This window comes from Geotalea uraniireducens Rf4, assembly GCF_000016745.1.
Classification (GTDB): Bacteria; Desulfobacterota; Desulfuromonadia; order Geobacterales; family Geobacteraceae; genus Geotalea; species Geotalea uraniireducens.
The window spans coordinates 4,789,558-4,806,674 of record NC_009483.1 but is presented as its reverse complement, the minus strand read 5'-3'; the positions used below and the strand labels follow the sequence as shown (position 1 = coordinate 4,806,674).

Annotated in this window: 15 protein-coding genes; 6 read left to right on the top strand and 9 right to left on the bottom strand. The window is 55.4% G+C overall.

Features of this window, described 5'->3' with window-relative positions:
* Positions 1-239: 239 nt before the first annotated feature.
* From GURA_RS21075 to GURA_RS21055, 5 genes are all read right to left on the bottom strand, one after another.
* Positions 240-1,526 carry an IS701-like element ISGur14 family transposase gene (locus GURA_RS21075; protein ID WP_011937817.1) on the bottom strand — a complete coding sequence of 429 codons (1,287 nt, stop codon included), beginning with the start codon at positions 1,524-1,526 and terminating at the stop codon, positions 240-242.
* An 85-nt stretch (positions 1,527-1,611) separates the two neighbouring features.
* A complete protein-coding gene (locus GURA_RS21070) occupies positions 1,612-1,923 on the bottom strand; it encodes a hypothetical protein (protein WP_011940921.1) in 312 nt (103 codons plus the stop codon).
* Positions 1,924-2,262: 339 nt separating this feature from the next.
* Positions 2,263-3,552, bottom strand: coding sequence for an ATP-binding protein (locus tag GURA_RS21065; RefSeq protein WP_011940920.1), 1,290 nt, complete (start codon positions 3,550-3,552; stop codon positions 2,263-2,265).
* 88 nt (positions 3,553-3,640) lie between these two features.
* Entirely contained in the window at positions 3,641-4,684 is a 1,044-nt protein-coding gene (locus tag GURA_RS21060; protein WP_011940919.1) for a M48 family metallopeptidase, read from the bottom strand.
* On the bottom strand, positions 4,681-5,985 hold the full coding sequence (locus tag GURA_RS21055; protein WP_011940918.1) for a DUF898 family protein: 1,305 nt from the start codon (positions 5,983-5,985) through the stop codon (positions 4,681-4,683). The genes GURA_RS21060 and GURA_RS21055 overlap by 4 nt, the downstream gene beginning before the upstream one ends.
* 646 nt (positions 5,986-6,631) lie before the next feature.
* Here GURA_RS21055 and GURA_RS21050 point away from each other — a divergent pair.
* The 3 genes from GURA_RS21050 (at position 6,632) to ltrA (ending at position 9,837) form a co-directional block, all read left to right on the top strand.
* Entirely contained in the window at positions 6,632-7,492 is an 861-nt protein-coding gene (locus GURA_RS21050; protein ID WP_011940917.1) for a D-alanyl-D-alanine carboxypeptidase family protein, read from the top strand.
* A gap of 137 nt (positions 7,493-7,629) precedes the next feature.
* On the top strand, positions 7,630-7,923 hold the full coding sequence (locus GURA_RS21045; RefSeq protein WP_011940916.1) for a sll1863 family stress response protein: 294 nt from the start codon (positions 7,630-7,632) through the stop codon (positions 7,921-7,923).
* Positions 7,924-8,433: 510 nt separating this feature from the next.
* Positions 8,434-9,837 (top strand): group II intron reverse transcriptase/maturase, encoded by a 1,404-nt coding sequence (gene ltrA, locus GURA_RS21040; protein WP_011937128.1) that lies wholly within the window; start codon positions 8,434-8,436, stop codon positions 9,835-9,837.
* A 162-nt stretch (positions 9,838-9,999) separates the two neighbouring features.
* Here the strand turns inward: ltrA and radC are convergent, their stop codons facing one another.
* Both radC and uppP read right to left on the bottom strand, forming a co-directional pair.
* Positions 10,000-10,686, bottom strand: a complete 687-nt coding sequence (radC, locus tag GURA_RS21035; RefSeq protein ID WP_011940915.1) for a RadC family protein — start codon at positions 10,684-10,686, stop codon at positions 10,000-10,002.
* A 43-nt stretch (positions 10,687-10,729) separates the two neighbouring features.
* Positions 10,730-11,542, bottom strand: a complete 813-nt coding sequence (gene uppP, locus GURA_RS21030; RefSeq protein WP_011940914.1) for an undecaprenyl-diphosphatase UppP — start codon at positions 11,540-11,542, stop codon at positions 10,730-10,732.
* A 438-nt stretch (positions 11,543-11,980) separates the two neighbouring features.
* Between uppP and GURA_RS21025 the strand changes: the two genes are divergently transcribed.
* Positions 11,981-12,598: a DUF47 domain-containing protein gene (locus tag GURA_RS21025; RefSeq protein ID WP_011940913.1), complete on the top strand. Its 618-nt coding sequence runs from the start codon at positions 11,981-11,983 to the stop codon at positions 12,596-12,598.
* On the top strand, positions 12,591-13,592 hold the full coding sequence (locus tag GURA_RS21020) for an inorganic phosphate transporter (protein WP_011940912.1): 1,002 nt from the start codon (positions 12,591-12,593) through the stop codon (positions 13,590-13,592). The genes GURA_RS21025 and GURA_RS21020 overlap by 8 nt, the downstream gene beginning before the upstream one ends.
* 16 nt (positions 13,593-13,608) lie before the next feature.
* On the opposite strand, the gene GURA_RS21015 is transcribed toward GURA_RS21020, so the two are convergent.
* Positions 13,609-14,850, bottom strand: coding sequence for an ISL3-like element ISGur7 family transposase (locus GURA_RS21015; protein WP_011937052.1), 1,242 nt, complete (start codon positions 14,848-14,850; stop codon positions 13,609-13,611).
* A 361-nt stretch (positions 14,851-15,211) separates the two neighbouring features.
* Entirely contained in the window at positions 15,212-15,694 is a 483-nt protein-coding gene (locus GURA_RS21010; protein WP_011940911.1) for a DUF2062 domain-containing protein, read from the bottom strand.
* Between the two features lie 143 nt (positions 15,695-15,837).
* On the opposite strand from GURA_RS21010, the gene proB reads away from it, so the two are divergent.
* Positions 15,838-16,959 carry a glutamate 5-kinase gene (gene proB, locus GURA_RS21005; protein WP_041245596.1) on the top strand — a complete coding sequence of 374 codons (1,122 nt, stop codon included), beginning with the start codon at positions 15,838-15,840 and terminating at the stop codon, positions 16,957-16,959.
* Positions 16,960-17,117 lie beyond the last annotated feature (158 nt).

Here is a 17,117-nt window from a genome sequence, read left to right as displayed (position 1 = left end):
ACTCGTTATTCACCAGTTCACGCGCGCGCGTGAACTGGTGATCTACCCAAATGGAACATTTAATACTACTCCGACACATATAGTTCTTTAACATTTCAATATTCGCACCAGAAGCTTTGCAATCTGATGCCTGATGTCAGGCAAGGACGGCATGCCTTTGAGTCGTTGCCTCCGCCTCCATCGCTCAGAGGAACGAAGAGAACAGCAACGATGGCGCCACTTTTCCAGGTGTTTGGTTTTCAGAACAAAGCGTCGTTGGCCAGTGTCGATTTTTTCTGAATCCAGTTGCTCCGCGCTGTCGCACTCTTCTGTTTTTTTTGCTGCAAACGCAACAGTGTCAGATAGCCATATGCCAGGGACGTCAGGAGCACATGTCGATGCCATCCGCTCCATGAGCGCCCTTCATGGTGATCAAGGCCAAGCTCTTCCTTTAGCTGTTGATAGCCATGCTCTATCCAATAACGTTCATGGTAGAGGCGGGCAAGGTCAATCGTTGCCAGATGCTGCGGCATATTGCTGAAGAAATAGCGAAGCTCGTATCCACCCAGGTTCAGGGGGCGGCGCTCTATCAGGAGCCAGACTTGTTCATGATGATTGCCCTGCCGCCATCCGTGAGCCGGCCACACTCTCATTGAGACGGCCTCTGCAACAAGTGGCTTGTCCTTGGAATTGAGCCTCAATTCTAGCCGTTGCCATGCATCATCGGCAATGCTTTCGCCCAGTACCGACAGCTTGACCGGTTCGGGGTTTGTGGAGACTACCTTAGGGCGAGTTCGTGGACGCCCTCGCTTATGCTCTTTGACTGGCGCAATTTCAAAGACCGGCTCCTCAAGAAATACCGGGGTGTTGGAGTAAGCTCCCAGGATGTAATTTTCACTGCGGGACTCAAGCTCCTTGCGAAACTCCGGAATGTTGCCATACCAGCTGTCAGCAAGGACTGCACGATGGGGAACATTGTCTTTTCGGGCCAGGTCAACAAAATCAAGTGCCATGCGCCATTTTGACTTATGGTGCACTGACTCCGGCATGTGAGCCTTTTTACGCTTTGCGGTGCAATCATCATTTTGCTGATCCCAGGATTCCGGGACGAACAGTTCCATGGCATATGGCCAGGCGACATCTCTGCCGACATACGTCATGCTTACGCCAATCTGACAGTTGTCAGTCTTGCCTGATGCACCGCAGTATTGCCGGGCAACACATACACTGTCGTACCCTTTCTTAGGGAACCCGGTATCATCAAGAACCAGGATCCCCTGCGGGTCGGAAGTGACGTCAAGCATGGAACGGCGGAATTGCTCAGCAACAAGTTGATCGTCCCATTTGGCAGTCGAAAGGAGGCGCTGCATACTTCGTTCAGATGCGTTTACCTTCTCTGACATGGGTTCAACTGACTTGCGCTCACCGTCCATGAGCAGGCCGGCCAAGTAACATTCTGCCAGTTCACGGCTCTCTGACCGATGGAAATAGCCATAATAGGGAGCCATATATTCTTCGATGCCGGGGAAAACGATCTCTGTTGTCATTCGCAGAGATTATCACATGAAACAGATTATATCAAGCTATGTGTCGGAGTAGTATTAATCTGTGAACATAAAAATGTCTGTCCCTTCAACTACCAGTTGAACGCCCCTCAACCGACGCTGTACCGGATTTTTTAACCAACGCCGGAATATCGACCCCTGGCAAAAGCTTTGTCAACATACCCATCAGCCCGTCAGCAGCGTTGCCTCCGCCGCTGACGAGCACATCCGGGACAATCTTGATGTTGCCGTTTTCGATGGCGGCTGAAATCAGCTCCACGATCTTGATCTGCTTGATGGCCTCTTCACCGATTGCCTCCTGCTGCTTGCTGTAGGCCTGGGCAGTCGCTTCACCGATGGCGGCAATCTTGGTGGCTTCCCCGTGCTTATCTATACACAAACCAGCGACAACACAGTAAATCTGTCATTAGCCTTTTGTAGTTTTTCTTTCTGCCGAACTACTTGATTGGCTGACAGTCCCCAATATCCTAAGCCGGGCAAGCTGGAACCAAAAATATTTTATTACACGCAACGACGCGGCGACGCAACGTTTTAAAACCATGAACCAATAATTTGTTTAAAAACCTTTCGTTGCGTCGTCGCTTAAAAGCGCCTACTTTTGGTGCGTCGTCGCGTGAGTCATGTCTTGCTTGAACATTTTGCTCACATATTTGTAACGATTCAAGTCGCAAGCGCCTATATCAGGATGCATGTTTTTCTATAATATGCTTGCATCCCATCAGTACATAAACCCAAACATCCAGAGTGGTATCTTATTCTTCAGTCCCACCTCAATATCATCCGCCACGACAAAACTGTTTTCGACACCGCTTATCTGCCGGAATCCTTTCCCCTTGCCGCCGATCTCGAAGGTGTACGACTCCGCCTTCAGACGTCTCCCTGTGTCGGCTTCGTCGCTGCCTTGGCGTACGCCCGAATTCGCATCCGTACGGAACGGGTAAACAATGAAATCACCACGACCGGACAGCTCGACGGAGTTTTCAATCAAATTGGGATGGATGCTGCCCGCATTCCTGATTTGATTGACGAAGAACAGCTCCCGTAATGAACCGATATTCACTTCTTCGGAAATGGCATACATCAGGTTGCTGTTCTCCAGGTAAATCTTGTCCGGCTTGGTCAGGACTTCATAGCCTCTACCCTGCGACCGTACCAGATTTAACAGCCGGGCATCCTGCAAATTCTCCAGATACTCGTATAACCTTGGCCGGGATATATCCGTCGCTTCGGCCAGTTTGGCAATGTTCGGCGTGAACGGTACACCAACCGCCAGCAGGTAGAGGAGCTTTTTTATTTTGGATATCTGCCGGGCCTCGATCCGGTTGACGAAAGGAAGGTCTACCTCAAGGATATGGTTGATGACTTCGCGGACCCGCAGCTTGTAATAGGACTCCCCCTCCAGGAAAAACGGGTAGTAACCCCCCTGGAGATAATCCCGGAACTGCCTGAGCACCTTCATCTCACGGCATACGTCACCGGCAATCTGCTGGTGACGTGTAAGGATGTCTTCAAGCGCATAGGCCGGATACTCTTTCTTGAGGGTAAAGTTGATATACTCCCGCAGGGAAAGACCATGCAGCTTGAAAATGATGGCCCTGCGGGAGAGGTCCGCCTTCTGCTTGGCGATCTGCAAAAGGCTGGAGCCGGAGAAGACAATCTTCAGGTCGGGGAGGGAGTCGTAAATGGATTTGATATGGACCGACCAGTCGGGGTACTTGTGGATTTCATCCACCAACAACACCTCACCCCCCAGCTGGTGGAACTCCCTGGCAAACTCGAAGAGGTTGTGGGCCTGAAAGTATGGGCTGTCGACGGAGATGTAGAGCGCCTTGTCCGTGGTCCCGTAGCTCTCCTTGATATGCTGCAGCATCAGGGTAGTCTTCCCTGTGCCGCGTGCTCCCAGGATGCCGAGACATCGCTCATTCCAGTCGATGCGGTCATAGAGATACCGCTTCGTCGGACTGACGGTTTCGATCAGCCGCTGCTGTTCGCTGAGAAAGTATTCCATTGCCGTTTCCTAATTAATTTGTAAAACATATTTTACATAATTGCGATAAAAATGCAAACTTGAAAACATGAAATAGTGAACGGCTTTATCATTTGCGCTTCCCGAGCACCCGTCTGATCCGCTCGGAGGTCTCCGGGTGGGACGCGAAGAGATCCGCGGGGCTCCAGTGCCGGGTATCTCCCTTCTTGCCTGCCCGCTTGTCGTGTTCTGCCTGAAGCCTGGCCAGCATCTCCGCGTAGGTCTTCGGCTCTATCCCGGCCTTGACCAGGTAGGCAACCGCCGCATCATCCGCCTCGTTTTCGAATTCTCGTGAATAGCCGGCATTGACGAGCGCCGTCGGCAGCGTCGCCGAAAGGGAGGTGATGGAGGTGATGTCCCCGGTGACGGCCGCGATGAGGAGTCCGCTGCCGGTGCTTTGCAGGACGTGGCGCAGGGCATGGCGGTTATGGACATGACCCGCCTCGTGGGCTAAGACGCCGGTCAGATCCTCGTCGCGCTTTGCCAGCTCCACCATGCCGTCGGTGACGACGATCGTCCCGCCGGGCAGGGCGAAGGCGTTGGCGCCGATTTGATCGCTGGAGCGGAATTCCAGACGGTAGCCATTGGCTTCCGGCAAGGTGTCCCGCATCCTTTTGAAGAGGGCCATGACCTCTCGCCGCCTGGCCTCCGGCAACTTTGACGGCTGCATCATGTATTTGTCGAGAAAAGCCAGTGATTCCCTGCCCAGATTCGCCTCCGAGGAGGCGGGGACCGCATGGACCACGTGACGGGCAACCGCCGGCAGGCCGTACTTGATGAACAGCACAATTGTTGCGACGGTCAGTACCATTGCCAACAGGGCCAACGGGATGCTTCGCTCCCAGCGTGCGAGCAGTCGCGGGATAAGGCCGCCGTCGTTTCCCAGTAGTTCTCCAAGCGACGCGTCGTCGATGATCTCGCAGAGGATTCCATTGGGGAAACGGAGCGAGCGGCGTACATGGCCGATGGGGGGAGAGACGCGGACCGATGCAACGGGGTAGTTCACATCCACCCCGTCGCCATGGAGCCGCAGGTTTTCACCGATGCGCTCCAGCGAGACAATGCGCCGGGCAGAAATCTTGCCGTCGTAGTAATAGGCGCGGACGGGACTCATAGCCCCACGTCGATGCCGAACATATCGCCGATCTCCTCTCCGGCGGAGCCGACTCCCGCATGTCCCCAACCCAGGAATCCCTCCATGTCGTCGTTGAGGTTGAGAGAGAGGTTTTTCAAGCGGTAACGGGTTATTCTGATGGAGGCCCATGGGATGAGGAGCCCCAGGGAAAGAAATATCGCGGCCGCGCTGGATAAGTAGAGCCAGGCCATGTCGCGGACCCTGAGGGTGCTGGAAAACCGGCTGTTCCTGATGCGCGTCCCGCCCCAGGTGAGGTTCGCCAGGGCTGTCTGGACGTAGACCGCGAAATAGATGTAGAAGAGGTTCAGGACGGCGAAAATGATGAAGACCATGGCGACAGCGCCTTTTTGCTGGGTCTTCTTGTCCAGGCCGCTGCCATCCAGGAAAAGCGGCGAAAGTTCCCGGAAGGTTGCGGAGAGAAAGTATGCGGCCAGGATCAAGCCGGCAATCAGCAGGACAAACCCGCCGGCCGCTTTGAGGAAAACCAGGTAGAACTCTTTGACAGTGGCGTCGAAGGTGCAGCGGGTCCTGCCGTAGCCGCTCTGCTCGACAAAGAACTTCTTCTGGCGGTATACCATGTAGGGGACGATAAACCCCAGTGTGAACGGGATGAGGAACGGGAGCCCGGCAAAGACGACATAGGCCTCGCGATAGTCGGGCTGGAACGTGAAGCGGATGTTGCGGTGCGCCGAGTTGCGCATGTTGAAGACGCGGGAGCGGACGATCAGCCACGGCGTGCCGATGAAGAAGACGATGCCGAGTACGCTTGCGAGCATGGGGTTCACTTTCGAGCCGACTGAATAGAGGAGGAAGAAGGTTGCGGCGATGAGCCACCCCTTGAAGAGGGCCATGGGTTCGGCCAGATACTCGAAGACGGTATTGTTGAGCATGGTATTGCCGTAGAAGTAGCGGCGTTTGCGGACCTTGGCCCAGGCCGAGTAGATGCCGACGGTGACGATCTTCAGCAGGGTATTGACGATCCAGATGCCGAAGTAGTCGCGGGCGTTGCCTGAGAAGGAGAAGCGGAGGGTCTTCGGGCGGGGGTTCGGCGGTACATTTGGCTTGGGAACTGCGGCCGGAGGCTCAAGGGGGGGCGGTGCAGCTTGTGCGAGAGGCGGCTGTGGCGGTGAAACAACAGCCAGTGGCCTGATTGCTTCGCTCAAGCCAAATCCTTGCCGGCATTTGGGGCAGGTGGCCCTGGTCACCCCGGCGGGGATCGCAGCATCATCCATTTCGCGGCTAAAACTGCAATGCGGGCAAATAATCGTTACGCGCGGCATCCAGCTCTCCTTCTCGGGTTGATGACGAGCACCGAACGGCGGTTAGCAGCCTGAATTCACATTAGGGTGCAATATTGCGATCTTAACAAACACTGCATACCTGCAACAACCGCCTCTGATAAGCTCGGCTACGATCTTGCCTGGTATTAATGAGCTCTCAGTTGTATCTACACGAGAAAATAGAGAAATTCAATTGAAATATCGATAGGTTAGGCTTTTGCAGGTGTAAAAATTTTTTACAACTGACAAAAAAAGGTAGGAATTAAGAGGGGATAGCGATCTATTTTATTTTCTTAATTAGACAGAAAAACAGATAAATTGCAAATGGTCCTGTTAAGCCGGCTGCACGAATGGGCGTCATCCGCTGGAAAAGAGGTATAATGGATTACATTCGTCAGTAGTGTCCGGTTAGAAAATTGCACTGACTCACCAAGCCATAAAAACCAGCACATTGCACCCTCCCCCAGCCCCTCCTTTAGGCCCTTTGGGTCCATCAAGGGAGGGGAGCTTTAAAGTCCCCTCGCCCCTTGCGGACCCAAATTGCGGGCCTAAAGGAGAGGGCTAGGGTGAGGGGGGAATTGTTGTTGTAAAAACCTGATATGGTCAGTGCTGATCGGTTATTGCCAGGAAGGGGAGGGACCCGCGTATGATAGTCCGCATCATGCTGCTGGCGACACTCATGCTGGCGGCGGGGAATGGTGGGGCGGCCGAGGTGCCCGACCCGTTTCCGCGGATGGCATCGGCGTACCTGGTGCAGATCCAGGGGAAGACGGTCTGGGCTCGCCGACCCGTGCGTCGGTTGCCGCAGGCCAGCCTGACCAAGATCATGACCGCCATTTTGGTGCTGGAACGGTGCAAACTTGATGAGGTGGTGACCGTCTCCAGGCGGGCGGCAGGGGAGACCGGCAGTCGTATCGGTCTTCGCGTCGGGGAAAGGTTTCGGCTGGAGGACCTTCTGGCGGCGATGCTGGTGGCGTCGGCCAACGATGCCTGTCATGCCCTCGCCGACCATCTGGCCGGGAGCGAGGAGCGGTTCGTTGCCCTGATGAATGCCCGGGCGAGGGGCCTCGGCCTTGACAACAGCCGCTTTGCCAATGCCTGCGGCCACGATGCGCCGAACCACTACTCCACGGCCCGCGACCTGGCCATCCTGGCCGAAACCGCCCTGAAAAATCCCGCCTTTGGCCGGCTCGTCTCCAGCAAGCGGCTGAAGATCCGCACCGTCGACAGGAGGCGCGCCTTTTCGCTGGTAAACAGGAATAAGCTGCTGGGGCGCTCCGTCGGCGTCAGCGGCGTAAAAACCGGCTATACGGAAAATGCGGGGCGATGCCTGGTGGCCCTGGCCGAGCGGGACGGCACCCGGGTCCTGCTGGTCCTGCTCAATGCGCCTCACCGCTTTCGGGACGCCGTCGTCATGATCGAGCGGGCCTTCGCCGTTGCTCCGCCTGGCCGGTTCGGCAACCGTTCGACCGCTCCCTTTTCCAATCGGAGCGGTCATCATCAATAGAATTCTTTCAGCGTTAATGGGCGAGGAGGTGTCGGGAATTTTCGACTGCCGGGCTCGACTTTTAGTAATTTTCAGGCAAACTTATAGTATTGGATTTGGCTAATGGTGGTGAAGGTTTTCGCCAAAGGAGGAACACCATGGACACAAAGGAGGAGTACCGGAAGAAGCTGGAAGAGCAGCTCAAAGAATGGAAGGAGAAGATCGAAACGCTGGAAACTAAAGCCGTACATTTAACTGCGGGGGCAAAGTCCCAGCTGACCAGGGAGATCGACGAACTGCTTCAGAAAAAAGAGGTGTTGAAGGAGAAATGGAACGCCTTGCAGAAGGCGAGCGGCGAGGAATGGGAGTCGATGAAGGGGGGAATGGACAAAGCCAGTGCCGAATTGAAAAGCGCCCTGGACCGGGTTGCATCGCATTTTAAGAAGCAGTAGACCCTGCTTTCCTTGTACCATTTGACGCCTGCAAAGATGCAGGCTTTTTTTGTTTGTGCGCCAGGCATGGCGCGTGGCGCGTAAGCGCCATCCAATTGGGTATGGTGCCTGATTGGTGACTTGGAGGTGAAAGTCCTCTTCGGACCCTGATGGTGGGAACCGATAGCTGAACAGCAAGGGTGTCCGGGGCGACCCGGAATCTGAAGGAAGCTGTAGGCAAAGTCCTGGCCCGACGAACAGGAATCGCATATGAGGCAGCCACATCTGGGCGAGAAGGCAAACAGATTCAAAGCCCGATAACCATCCAGAAAGATGTGGAAGTAGATGCGGCGGGTATATGGGATGAAGGTCACGCGCATTACCCTGGGAGGTCTGTCAACCTGCCTTGTGCTACCGGCATCGAGAGGTGCCGGGATGGGTTGGCAGAAGTCAGCAGAGGCCATACGAGTCGGAATAACCGACCGACAAAGGGCCGAACTTGAAGTAAGCGGACAGGAGCCTTGAGTTTCGATGACGACAGGAGCAGCAGAAGGCCGGGTTGGGATACCCGGCGCCAGCCCGGAGGGTAGCGGTTGGAAACCGCGAGAGAAAGGGAGAGGTGCGGCAAACGTCACGGGAAGGAAAGCAGCTCACTGGCCGGAAGCGGCAACGGGACTGATGGAGAAGATCGTCAGTCGCGGCAACATGATGGCGGCATACTCACGGGTAATGCGCAACAAGGGAGCGCCCGGCGTCGATAACATGCCGGTAACGGCCCTGAAGGGCTACCTACAGGAGGAATGGCCGCGCATCAGAGAAGAACTGCTGACGGGAACGTATCACCCGCAACCGGTGCGGAAAGTAGAAATTCCCAAACCGGGAGGCGGCACACGGATGCTGGGAATTCCCACCGTCCTTGACCGACTCATTCAGCAGGCGGTGCATCAAGTTTTGAGCCCGCTGTTCGACCCTGGTTTCTCCATAAGTTCCCACGGGTTTCGCCCTGGACGGAGCGCCCATCAAGCGATCAAGGCAGCTCGGAAGTATGTAGAGAGCGGCCTTAGGTGGGTGGTTGACATTGACCTTGAGAAATTTTTCGACCGAGTCCACCACGACACCCTTATGTCGCTGGTGAAACGCAAGGTTGGAGACCGTCTGGTGCTGTCCCTTATCGACAGCTACCTTAAGGCAGGGATACTTGAAGGAGGAGTGACGTCACCCCGGTTGGAAGGCACGCCGCAAGGCGGGCCTCTCTCGCCGCTGCTGTCCAACATCCTCCTCGACGAACTGGACAAGAAACTGGAAAGAAGGGGCCATAAGTTCTGCCGCTATGCCGACGACGCAAATATCTATGTTGCAACGAGGAGAAGCGGCGAGCGTGTCATGGCCTCAATTACCGGCTACCTGTCCGAGCGGCTCAAGCTCACGGTCAACCAGGGCAAAAGCGCGGTTGACCGTCCGTGGAAAAGGTCGTTTCTGAGTTACAGCATGACCCGGCACCGCAAACCGCGGCTTACCGTGGCCAAGAAAGCGGCTGCCAGGCTCAAGGCCAACCTCAAGACGATCTTTAGGCGGGGAAGGGGTCAGAACATCCAAACCACCGTTGAAGAGACAACCCCGAAACTTAGGGGTTGGTTAAACTACTTTCGGTACGCGGAAGTAAAAGGCATCTTCGAGGAACTGGACGGATGGCTGAGACGTAAACTGCGTCGCATTCTCTGGAAGCAGTGGAAGCGCCCCAAGACGCGAGCAAAGAAACTGATGCGGCGGGGATTATCGGAGGCAACTGCATGGCGGTCGGCCACAAACGGCCGCGGCCCCTGGTGGAATGCAGGGGCCGCGCATATGAACAAAGCTGTTCCGAAATTCTACTTCGACAAACTGGGGCTGGTATCACTCATAGACCAGCTTCACCGACTTCAACGTACTTCATGAACCGCCGTGTACGGAACCGTACGCACGGTGGTGTGGGAGGACGGCGGGAGCAATCCCGCCTCCTACCCGATTTGAACCGCTGATTAATAGGGGCTTGCCCCTGCATCAGGGCTTTCCCTGTCTATTTGCCGGAGCAAGGCATCCGCCGGGGATCAGCCGCTTTCACATCATTCCCCTATCGACAAAGCTGAGAAAAGAGCCGTCACCGATGATGATATGGTCGAGCACCTTGATGCCGAGCAGGTCTCCCGCCTCCCTTAGTCTGCGGGTGATGTCGATGTCTTCGCGGCTCGGGGTCGGATCGCCGGTAGGGTGATTGTGAACGAGGATGATGGCGGCGGCTGACTCGCGGACGGCCTGGTTGAAGACCTCGCGGGGGTGGACGATACTCTGGTTGAGGGAGCCCTCGGAGATCTGCACCCGTTTGAGGATGCGATTTTTGCCGTCGAGAAGGAGAGTGAGGAAGTATTCCTTGCGATGGTCGCGAAATTCGTGGTGGAAGTGCTCGAAGACCTGGCTCGGAGAGGTGAAGCGTTCAAGGCTTTCGAAACGGCGGGCGCCATATCGGTTGGCCAGTTCCAGCGCCGCCTTGATGCAGGCGGCCTTGGCCGGTCCTGCTCCCTTGATCCGGCAGATCTCGCTGGCGGTGGCGTGGGCCAGGTTGCGCAGGCCACCGAAGTCCTGCAGCATCTCCCTGCCGATGTCGAGGGCGCTCCGGCCGCTGGAAGAATCGCCAGTGCCGATGATCAGTGCCAGCAGTTCCGCGTCGCTCAATGCTTTTGCGCCCCGTTTGAGAAGCTTTTCCCTTGGCCGTTCATCTTCAGGCCACTGCTTGATTCCTCCAGACATAGGACCTCTCCGCTTTCTGCCGGCACGTCCGTCACGCGCCGATTCAGAGAATAAAGACCAACACCAGCGCCATGGAGCCGGCAACCAGCCGGTACCAGACAAAGGGGTAGAGCGAGCTCCGCTGCACGAGTTTGAGGAGGAAGGCAACGCTCAAAAAGCCGAAAACCGCCGAGGTGGCAATGCCGATCAAAAGCGGCGCAACCTCGTTGGCCGGAATACCGGTCTTGACCAGGTGCCCTACCTTGAGCAGCGCGGCGCCGGCTACGATCGGAAGTGACAGGAGAAAGGAGAACCGTGCTGCGGTTTCCCTGTTGAATCCGATCAGCAGGGCGGCAGTAATGGTGATGCCGGAACGGGAAACGCCGGGGATCAGGGCGAGGCACTGGGCCAGGCCGATTATCAGGGCGAATTTGAGGGTGATCCGGTCCATTTTCCAGCGCTTTGCGCCGGTTGTGTCGGCAAAGGCGAGGATCAGGCCGAAAACGATGAGTAAGACCGCAATCAGCAGCGGGCTTTTTCTGAAGATCTCCTCAATGGGGGCTTCCAGGGTTTTGCCCACCAGCGCCGCAGGAATGGTGCCGGCTATGATGTAAAAGGGGAGGCGGTTCGACGGGGTATGGAGCCCTCTGCCAGTCAGGCCGCCGGCAAAGTTGCCGATCAGTTCGATGATATCCTGCCAGAAATAGAGCGATAGGGCGATGAAGGTTCCGAGGTGGAGGGCGACATCGAAGGTTATGCCCGACTCCGGCCATTTGAGAAAGGTTGGGAAAAGAATCAGGTGGGCAGAACTGCTGATGGGGAGGACTTCGGTCAACCCCTGCAGAGCACCGAGAATTGCTGCGTGAAACGGGTCCATTCGGATAATCTCCTTCTGTGCTTAAAGCCTGAGCAACATAAGCGATGCATCTGGCAAAATCAAGGAGTAATTATGTGGTTTCTGTCCGGAAAGGGTGCTTTTTCGCCCTGGCTGTGTCAATCTGCGGGCTTGCTTGTGCGGCGTACCTTTGTACGCCTCCGCGCAACCTCTTGATTTCCTTGCCAGGACACAACGAGCCTAGCGAGTTGGACCGCGAAGGCGCCCCGGCGGGGTCAACCGAAAGGTTGAGTCAAAAAATCCCCGCTTTCCGAATCAGAAACCAATAATTTCTCATCCGGTTCCGGATGGAAATTATTGTATACGAGTCGCTGTAACATGATCGCAACATTTTTTGTGGGCAGTCGGACAAAATTGTGCTATTTCTAGCAGGTTTCAAAATAACCGGTTCAGGTATCTGGATCGCTCGGAGGTAGCAGTATGTTTGGGCTGATTCCCAAGGACGAAAAATTTTTTATCATGTTCAAGGAGATGACCAGTAACATCATAGAAGGTGCCGAACTGTTGAAGGATATGCTGGATAACTTCCATGACCCGGTCACCAGCCAGCGGCGGATCAAGGATATTGAACACAAGGGTGATTCCCTGACTCACGACATCATAAAGAAATTGAACAAGAGCTTTGTCACCCCCTTTGACCGGGAAGACATTTATGCCCTTTCCGCGGCCCTCGATGATATCCTCGACCTGATCGATGCCTCAGCCCAGCGGGTGGTCATGTACAACGTGGAAAAGCCGACGCCGGAAGCAAAGGAGCTGGCTTTCCTCATCCTCAAGTCCTGCCAGACCATCGACAAGACCGTGGCGCTTCTGGGCGGCAAGCTGGAGCCGATCAGCGCATACTGTGTCGAGGTGAACGCCCTGGAGAACGAGGCGGACCGTGTCTGTCGCGAGGCGATCAGCCGCCTGTTCGACGAGGAAAAAGACCCGATTCAGCTCATCAAGTGGAAGGAGATTTACGAAACCCTGGAAAGGGCCACGGATAAGTGCGAAGATGCGGCAAACATCCTGGAAAGCGTGGTGGTAAAAAATGCCTGAGGTAACACTGGTAATGCTCGTCCTGGTGATAGCCGCATCGCTACTCTTCGACTACATCAACGGCTTCCACGATACTGCCAATGCCATCGCCACCTGCGTCTCCACCCGCGCCCTTTCCATACGGAGCGCCATAATCATGGCTGCGGGGCTGAACTTTGCCGGCGCCATGATCTCCACCAAGGTGGCGGCGACCATCGGCAAGGGGATCGTCGATGCCAGCAATATCACCCAGATGGTGGTGTTGGCCGGGGTTACCGGCGCGATCATCTGGGACCTGATAACCTGGTATTACGGCCTCCCTTCATCATCTTCCCATGCCATCATCGGCGGCATCATGGGTTCGGTGATTGCCCATGCCGGTATGTCCGCCCTCCACTGGACAGGCCTGAAAACGATCATCCTCGCCCTGCTGGTCTCCCCCGTCCTCGGTACGCTGCTCGGCTTTATCTTCATGGTGCTGATGATGTGGAGCTTCAGAAACAAATCCCCCTATGGTCTGAACAAGTCCTTCAGGAAACTGCAAATACTGTCTGCCGCATTCATGGCTTTTTCCCACGGCACCGCCGATGCACAGAAATCCATGGGTGTTATCACCATGGCGCTGGTGAGCTATGGGACACTTAGCACCTTTGCCGTTCCCACCTGGGTGAAGATCGCCTGTGCTGTTGCCATGGCCTTTGGTACTGCGGCAGGGGGGTGGCGCATCATCAAGACCGTCGGTCGGGATTTCGTTAAGCTGCAACCGGTGCACGGCTTCTGCGTCGAGACCGCTTCCGCCGGGGTCATTTTAGGCGCCTCAGCTATGGGGATGCCGACCAGCACCACCCACGTGATAACGTCAGCGATCCTCGGGGTCGGGCTGTCGAAAAGGATGTCCGCCGTCAACTGGGGGATAGCCTCCCGTATTCTCGTTGCATGGGTCCTTACCATTCCCGCTTCTGGTGCAGTGGCATTTGTCACTTATATGGTGTTGAGTCCGTTTCTGGGCAAATAAGGGGCTCTGCAACGAATCAAGTGGGTAGAGGGAATAGCGACTTTAGGTTGAGCTTGCCTGCAACCAGATAAGCCATGCAGATCAAGTTGTCAGGATTCCGATAGCCTCGTGCCCGAGTTTTGGCTGATTGAATTAGGCTGTTGATGCCCTCAATGAAGCCGCTAGTCAGGCCGCTTTCAAAATGTGCCAGAATGCCATCCCAATGCTCTTTTACAGATTCGGCCATGTTCTTGATGAGTTGGATTGAGCTTGCGGCGGCTTTCCGATGCCATTTGGTCAACAGGGTTTCTGCCTCCGTTCGGCTTGAAGCAAAATAGACGTTCTGAAGGTTCAGCTTGTGCATGTAAGCTTCCGTACTCCTTAAGCTTTGACTGGTGATAATGGCATCCAGGCGCTGTTCCTCTTCCGGTGTCAGGTTCTCTGGATTTTTGAGGAACAGGTTTCTGCTCTTTTTCAGGATTTCAGGAAATAACCTGGCTTCTTGAGCCCTTATCTTACTAAGCTTATCGTTCATAAGCTTGATGACGTGGAATTTATCGAAGGTGACCACGGCATGGGGCAACTGCTCTTTGACACCCTTTATGAATGCCTTGGACATGTCAATAGCAGCGTCTGTGATGCTATCAGGATCGCCGCCATGTGACTTAAGGTCCGCGACGAAGCTCTTGACTGTTTCGTTGTCCTTTCCCGTCGTGCCGAACAAGAGCTTATGCATGTCGAGGTCGAAGAAGAAGGTGACGAATTTCTCGTCATGACTGCGCCCGGCAAAGGTTTCATCCGCACCGACCCTCTTCACCTCGGAGAAGTCTTCTGCGGCCCTTGCCTTCTCGACATAGGATTGAATCAACCGCCATAGACGGGTATCGGTAACGGCAAACAGCCTGCTCATGACCTTCACCGGCAAATCACGAGCCATGGTCATGGCCAGGGCCTCAAACAGCAGCGTAAATCCTGAGCCTGCGCGAGCCCAGGGTACCTGGACCAACTTCACGCCGCAGTCGCTGTTAGGGCACTTTACCCGTGGAACACGCGCATGAAGGTAGGCTTCGTACTGGAAGAAATTCAGATGCCGCCACTCTTTCTCCGTGGTGTCATGGACTGGTGACAACGTTCCGCAGACCGGACAGGGAAAGGTGGCTCCCCGCTGGAAGTCGATGGTTATGTCCAAACGACTTGACTTCTTGTTGAAGTCAACAGAGGTAACCTTCCACGGGATGGCAATTCCAAGAGCAGCACCAAAAAGATCTTCAGGATTCATAGCGATTACTAACCTCCAGGCTGAGTGATGGTGGCCTATCTTACATCAACCCGGCCCAGGCTACCCACTCAATTCGTCGAGGAGCCAAATAAGGGAAGCAGGGGCGAGGAACGAGGTTCGAGGAACAAGGAACAAGGAACAAGGAACAAGGAACAAGGAACAAGGAACAAGGAACAAGGAACAAGGAACAAGGAACAAGGAACAAGGAACAAGGAACGAGGAACAAGGAACGAGGAACGAGGAACAAGGAACGAGGAACAAGGAACGAGGAACAAGGAACGAGGAACAAGGAACGAGGATAAAGGGTTGAGGTCGATGTACAGAGCCTCGATCCTCATACCTCGAACCTCGCTCCTTTTTTTTATTCTATCTCTTCCCCGACCACTTCCATTTCCTGAGTAAGCTCTGCCAGGCTTTCGTCTTTCTGTCTGAATCTGACCACCAGGTAGTAGCAGGCGAAATAAGAGAGGATTGCTGCAATAAAGCCGAGGATGGAACTGCCGAGCAGCAGTGAGGTAGCGTGTTTTTCCAGGTAATGCCACTCCAGTCCCTTCAAATGCAATTCACCCGGTGGCAGACCACGGAGCACCCTCCCCAGTTTGTAGCTCAACCCCAGGATCGGGATTACGGTTATCGGCGTGTTGATCCAGGCGCCGGTGATGCAGGTGAGCTTGTTGAGGCGGAGGATAAAGGCGGCGGCAATGGCAAGGGGGGTATGGAGGCCGAAAAAAGGGGTGAAACTTATGAAGACCCCGACAGCAAACCCGGCGGAGATATGCCCCGGATGACTGTCCAGCGAAAGGATCGCCATAAACTTCTTTTTCCATTTTTCCTTATCGAGCAAGCGGTACCCCTTTATTGGCAGGGCATCAGTCTAAAGTCACCCCGCCGGTTTGTCAATCCGAAACTAACAACGTTTGCCATGCCCTGGCAAACATGCTACTATGCGGCGTTTTCATATCCATATTTGTTCGGTATAATTCCACAATGCGCAAAGAAATCCTGAAAAAGGTAAAACGGATCGTCATCAAGATCGGCAGCCGTGTCCTGACCTGCGATGACAACGGCCTTGACAGCGCGCTTATCGGCGGGCTGGCCGGCGAGGTTTCCCATTTTCGCAAAAAAGGCTACGAGATAGTCATCGTTTCCTCCGGCGCTGTGGCTGCGGGGAGGAAGGAGCTGGGGCTGGGAGACCGGCCGCGCACCATCCCCCAGAAACAGGCTGCTGCCGCTATCGGCCAGTCAAAACTGATGCGCGCCTATGAAGAGGCGTTTGCCGGCCACGAGATCAAGGTGGCGCAGCTGCTCCTGACCCGGGACGATCTCGCCAACCGGCTCCGCTTCCTCAATGCCCGCGCCACCATCGATACCCTCCTTGACTGCGGCATCATCCCCATCATCAATGAAAACGACACTGTGGTGGTGGACGAGATAAAGTTCGGCGACAACGACAACCTGTCGGCCCTGGTCACCAACCTGGTCGAGGCCCAGCTACTCGTCATTCTTACCGATATCGACGGTTTTTACAGCGCCGATCCCCGCACCGATCCCGATGCCCGGCTGATTCACCTGGTCAGTGCCATTACCCGGGAGGTGGAGCGCGCCGCCGGCGGCAGCGCTTCCACTGTCGGCACAGGAGGCATGGCGACCAAGGTGGCCGCTGCCAAGAAGGTGGGGAAGTCGGGCGTGTCGACGCTCATGATCAACGGCAAGACGCCGGGAAACCTGGAGCGGGCACTGACAGGGGACGAGGTCGGCACCCTGTTCCTGCCGGCCGATACCAGTCTCAACCGGCGCAAGCACTGGATCGCCTATACGCTCCGGCCGGTGGGCAGAATCATCGTCGATAACGGTGCGCGCGAGGTGCTGGCCCGGCACGGCAGGAGCCTCCTCCCGTCCGGCGTGGTCCGGGTGGAGGGTAAATTCGACCGCGGCGCCTGCGTCAGGGTCTGCGGCCCGGACGGGACGGAATTCGCCCGTGGCATCGCCGATTATTCCAGCCGGGAGATAGAGCTGATCCATGGCCGCAAGAGCGGGGAGATCGAGCAGATTTTAGGCTACCGCTACGGGGACGACATAATACATAGAGATAACCTAGTGGTTCTGTAATGGAAATTATTTCCGATGCGACACAAAAGGATGGAGAAAACAAAATCTCTGAACCGCAAAGGACCCAAAGGGCTGAAGCACAAGGGGCGCAAAGAAAGACTTAAAACCCTGTAACCGTTTTTTTATAAACCAAACGGGCGAGCTTTTCTATCCTTCTT

Bases quoted from the DNA above. Each gene is read 5' to 3' on its own strand.
- GURA_RS21075 (WP_011937817.1), bottom strand. From the start codon at position 1,526: ATGACAACAGAGATCGTTTTCCCCGGCATCGAAGAATATATGGCTCCC.
- GURA_RS21065 (WP_011940920.1), bottom strand. From the start codon at position 3,552: ATGGAATACTTTCTCAGCGAACAGCAGCGGCTGATCGAAACCGTCAGT.
- GURA_RS21060 (WP_011940919.1), bottom strand. From the start codon at position 4,684: ATGAGTCCCGTCCGCGCCTATTACTACGACGGCAAGATTTCTGCCCGG.
- GURA_RS21055 (WP_011940918.1), bottom strand. From the start codon at position 5,985: ATGCCGCGCGTAACGATTATTTGCCCGCATTGCAGTTTTAGCCGCGAA.
- GURA_RS21050 (WP_011940917.1), top strand. From the start codon at position 6,632: ATGATAGTCCGCATCATGCTGCTGGCGACACTCATGCTGGCGGCGGGG.
- GURA_RS21045 (WP_011940916.1), top strand. From the start codon at position 7,630: ATGGACACAAAGGAGGAGTACCGGAAGAAGCTGGAAGAGCAGCTCAAA.
- ltrA (WP_011937128.1), top strand. From the start codon at position 8,434: ATGACGACAGGAGCAGCAGAAGGCCGGGTTGGGATACCCGGCGCCAGC.
- radC (WP_011940915.1), bottom strand. From the start codon at position 10,686: ATGTCTGGAGGAATCAAGCAGTGGCCTGAAGATGAACGGCCAAGGGAA.
- uppP (WP_011940914.1), bottom strand. From the start codon at position 11,542: ATGGACCCGTTTCACGCAGCAATTCTCGGTGCTCTGCAGGGGTTGACC.
- GURA_RS21025 (WP_011940913.1), top strand. From the start codon at position 11,981: ATGTTTGGGCTGATTCCCAAGGACGAAAAATTTTTTATCATGTTCAAG.
- GURA_RS21020 (WP_011940912.1), top strand. From the start codon at position 12,591: ATGCCTGAGGTAACACTGGTAATGCTCGTCCTGGTGATAGCCGCATCG.
- GURA_RS21015 (WP_011937052.1), bottom strand. From the start codon at position 14,850: ATGAATCCTGAAGATCTTTTTGGTGCTGCTCTTGGAATTGCCATCCCG.
- proB (WP_041245596.1), top strand. From the start codon at position 15,838: ATGCGCAAAGAAATCCTGAAAAAGGTAAAACGGATCGTCATCAAGATC.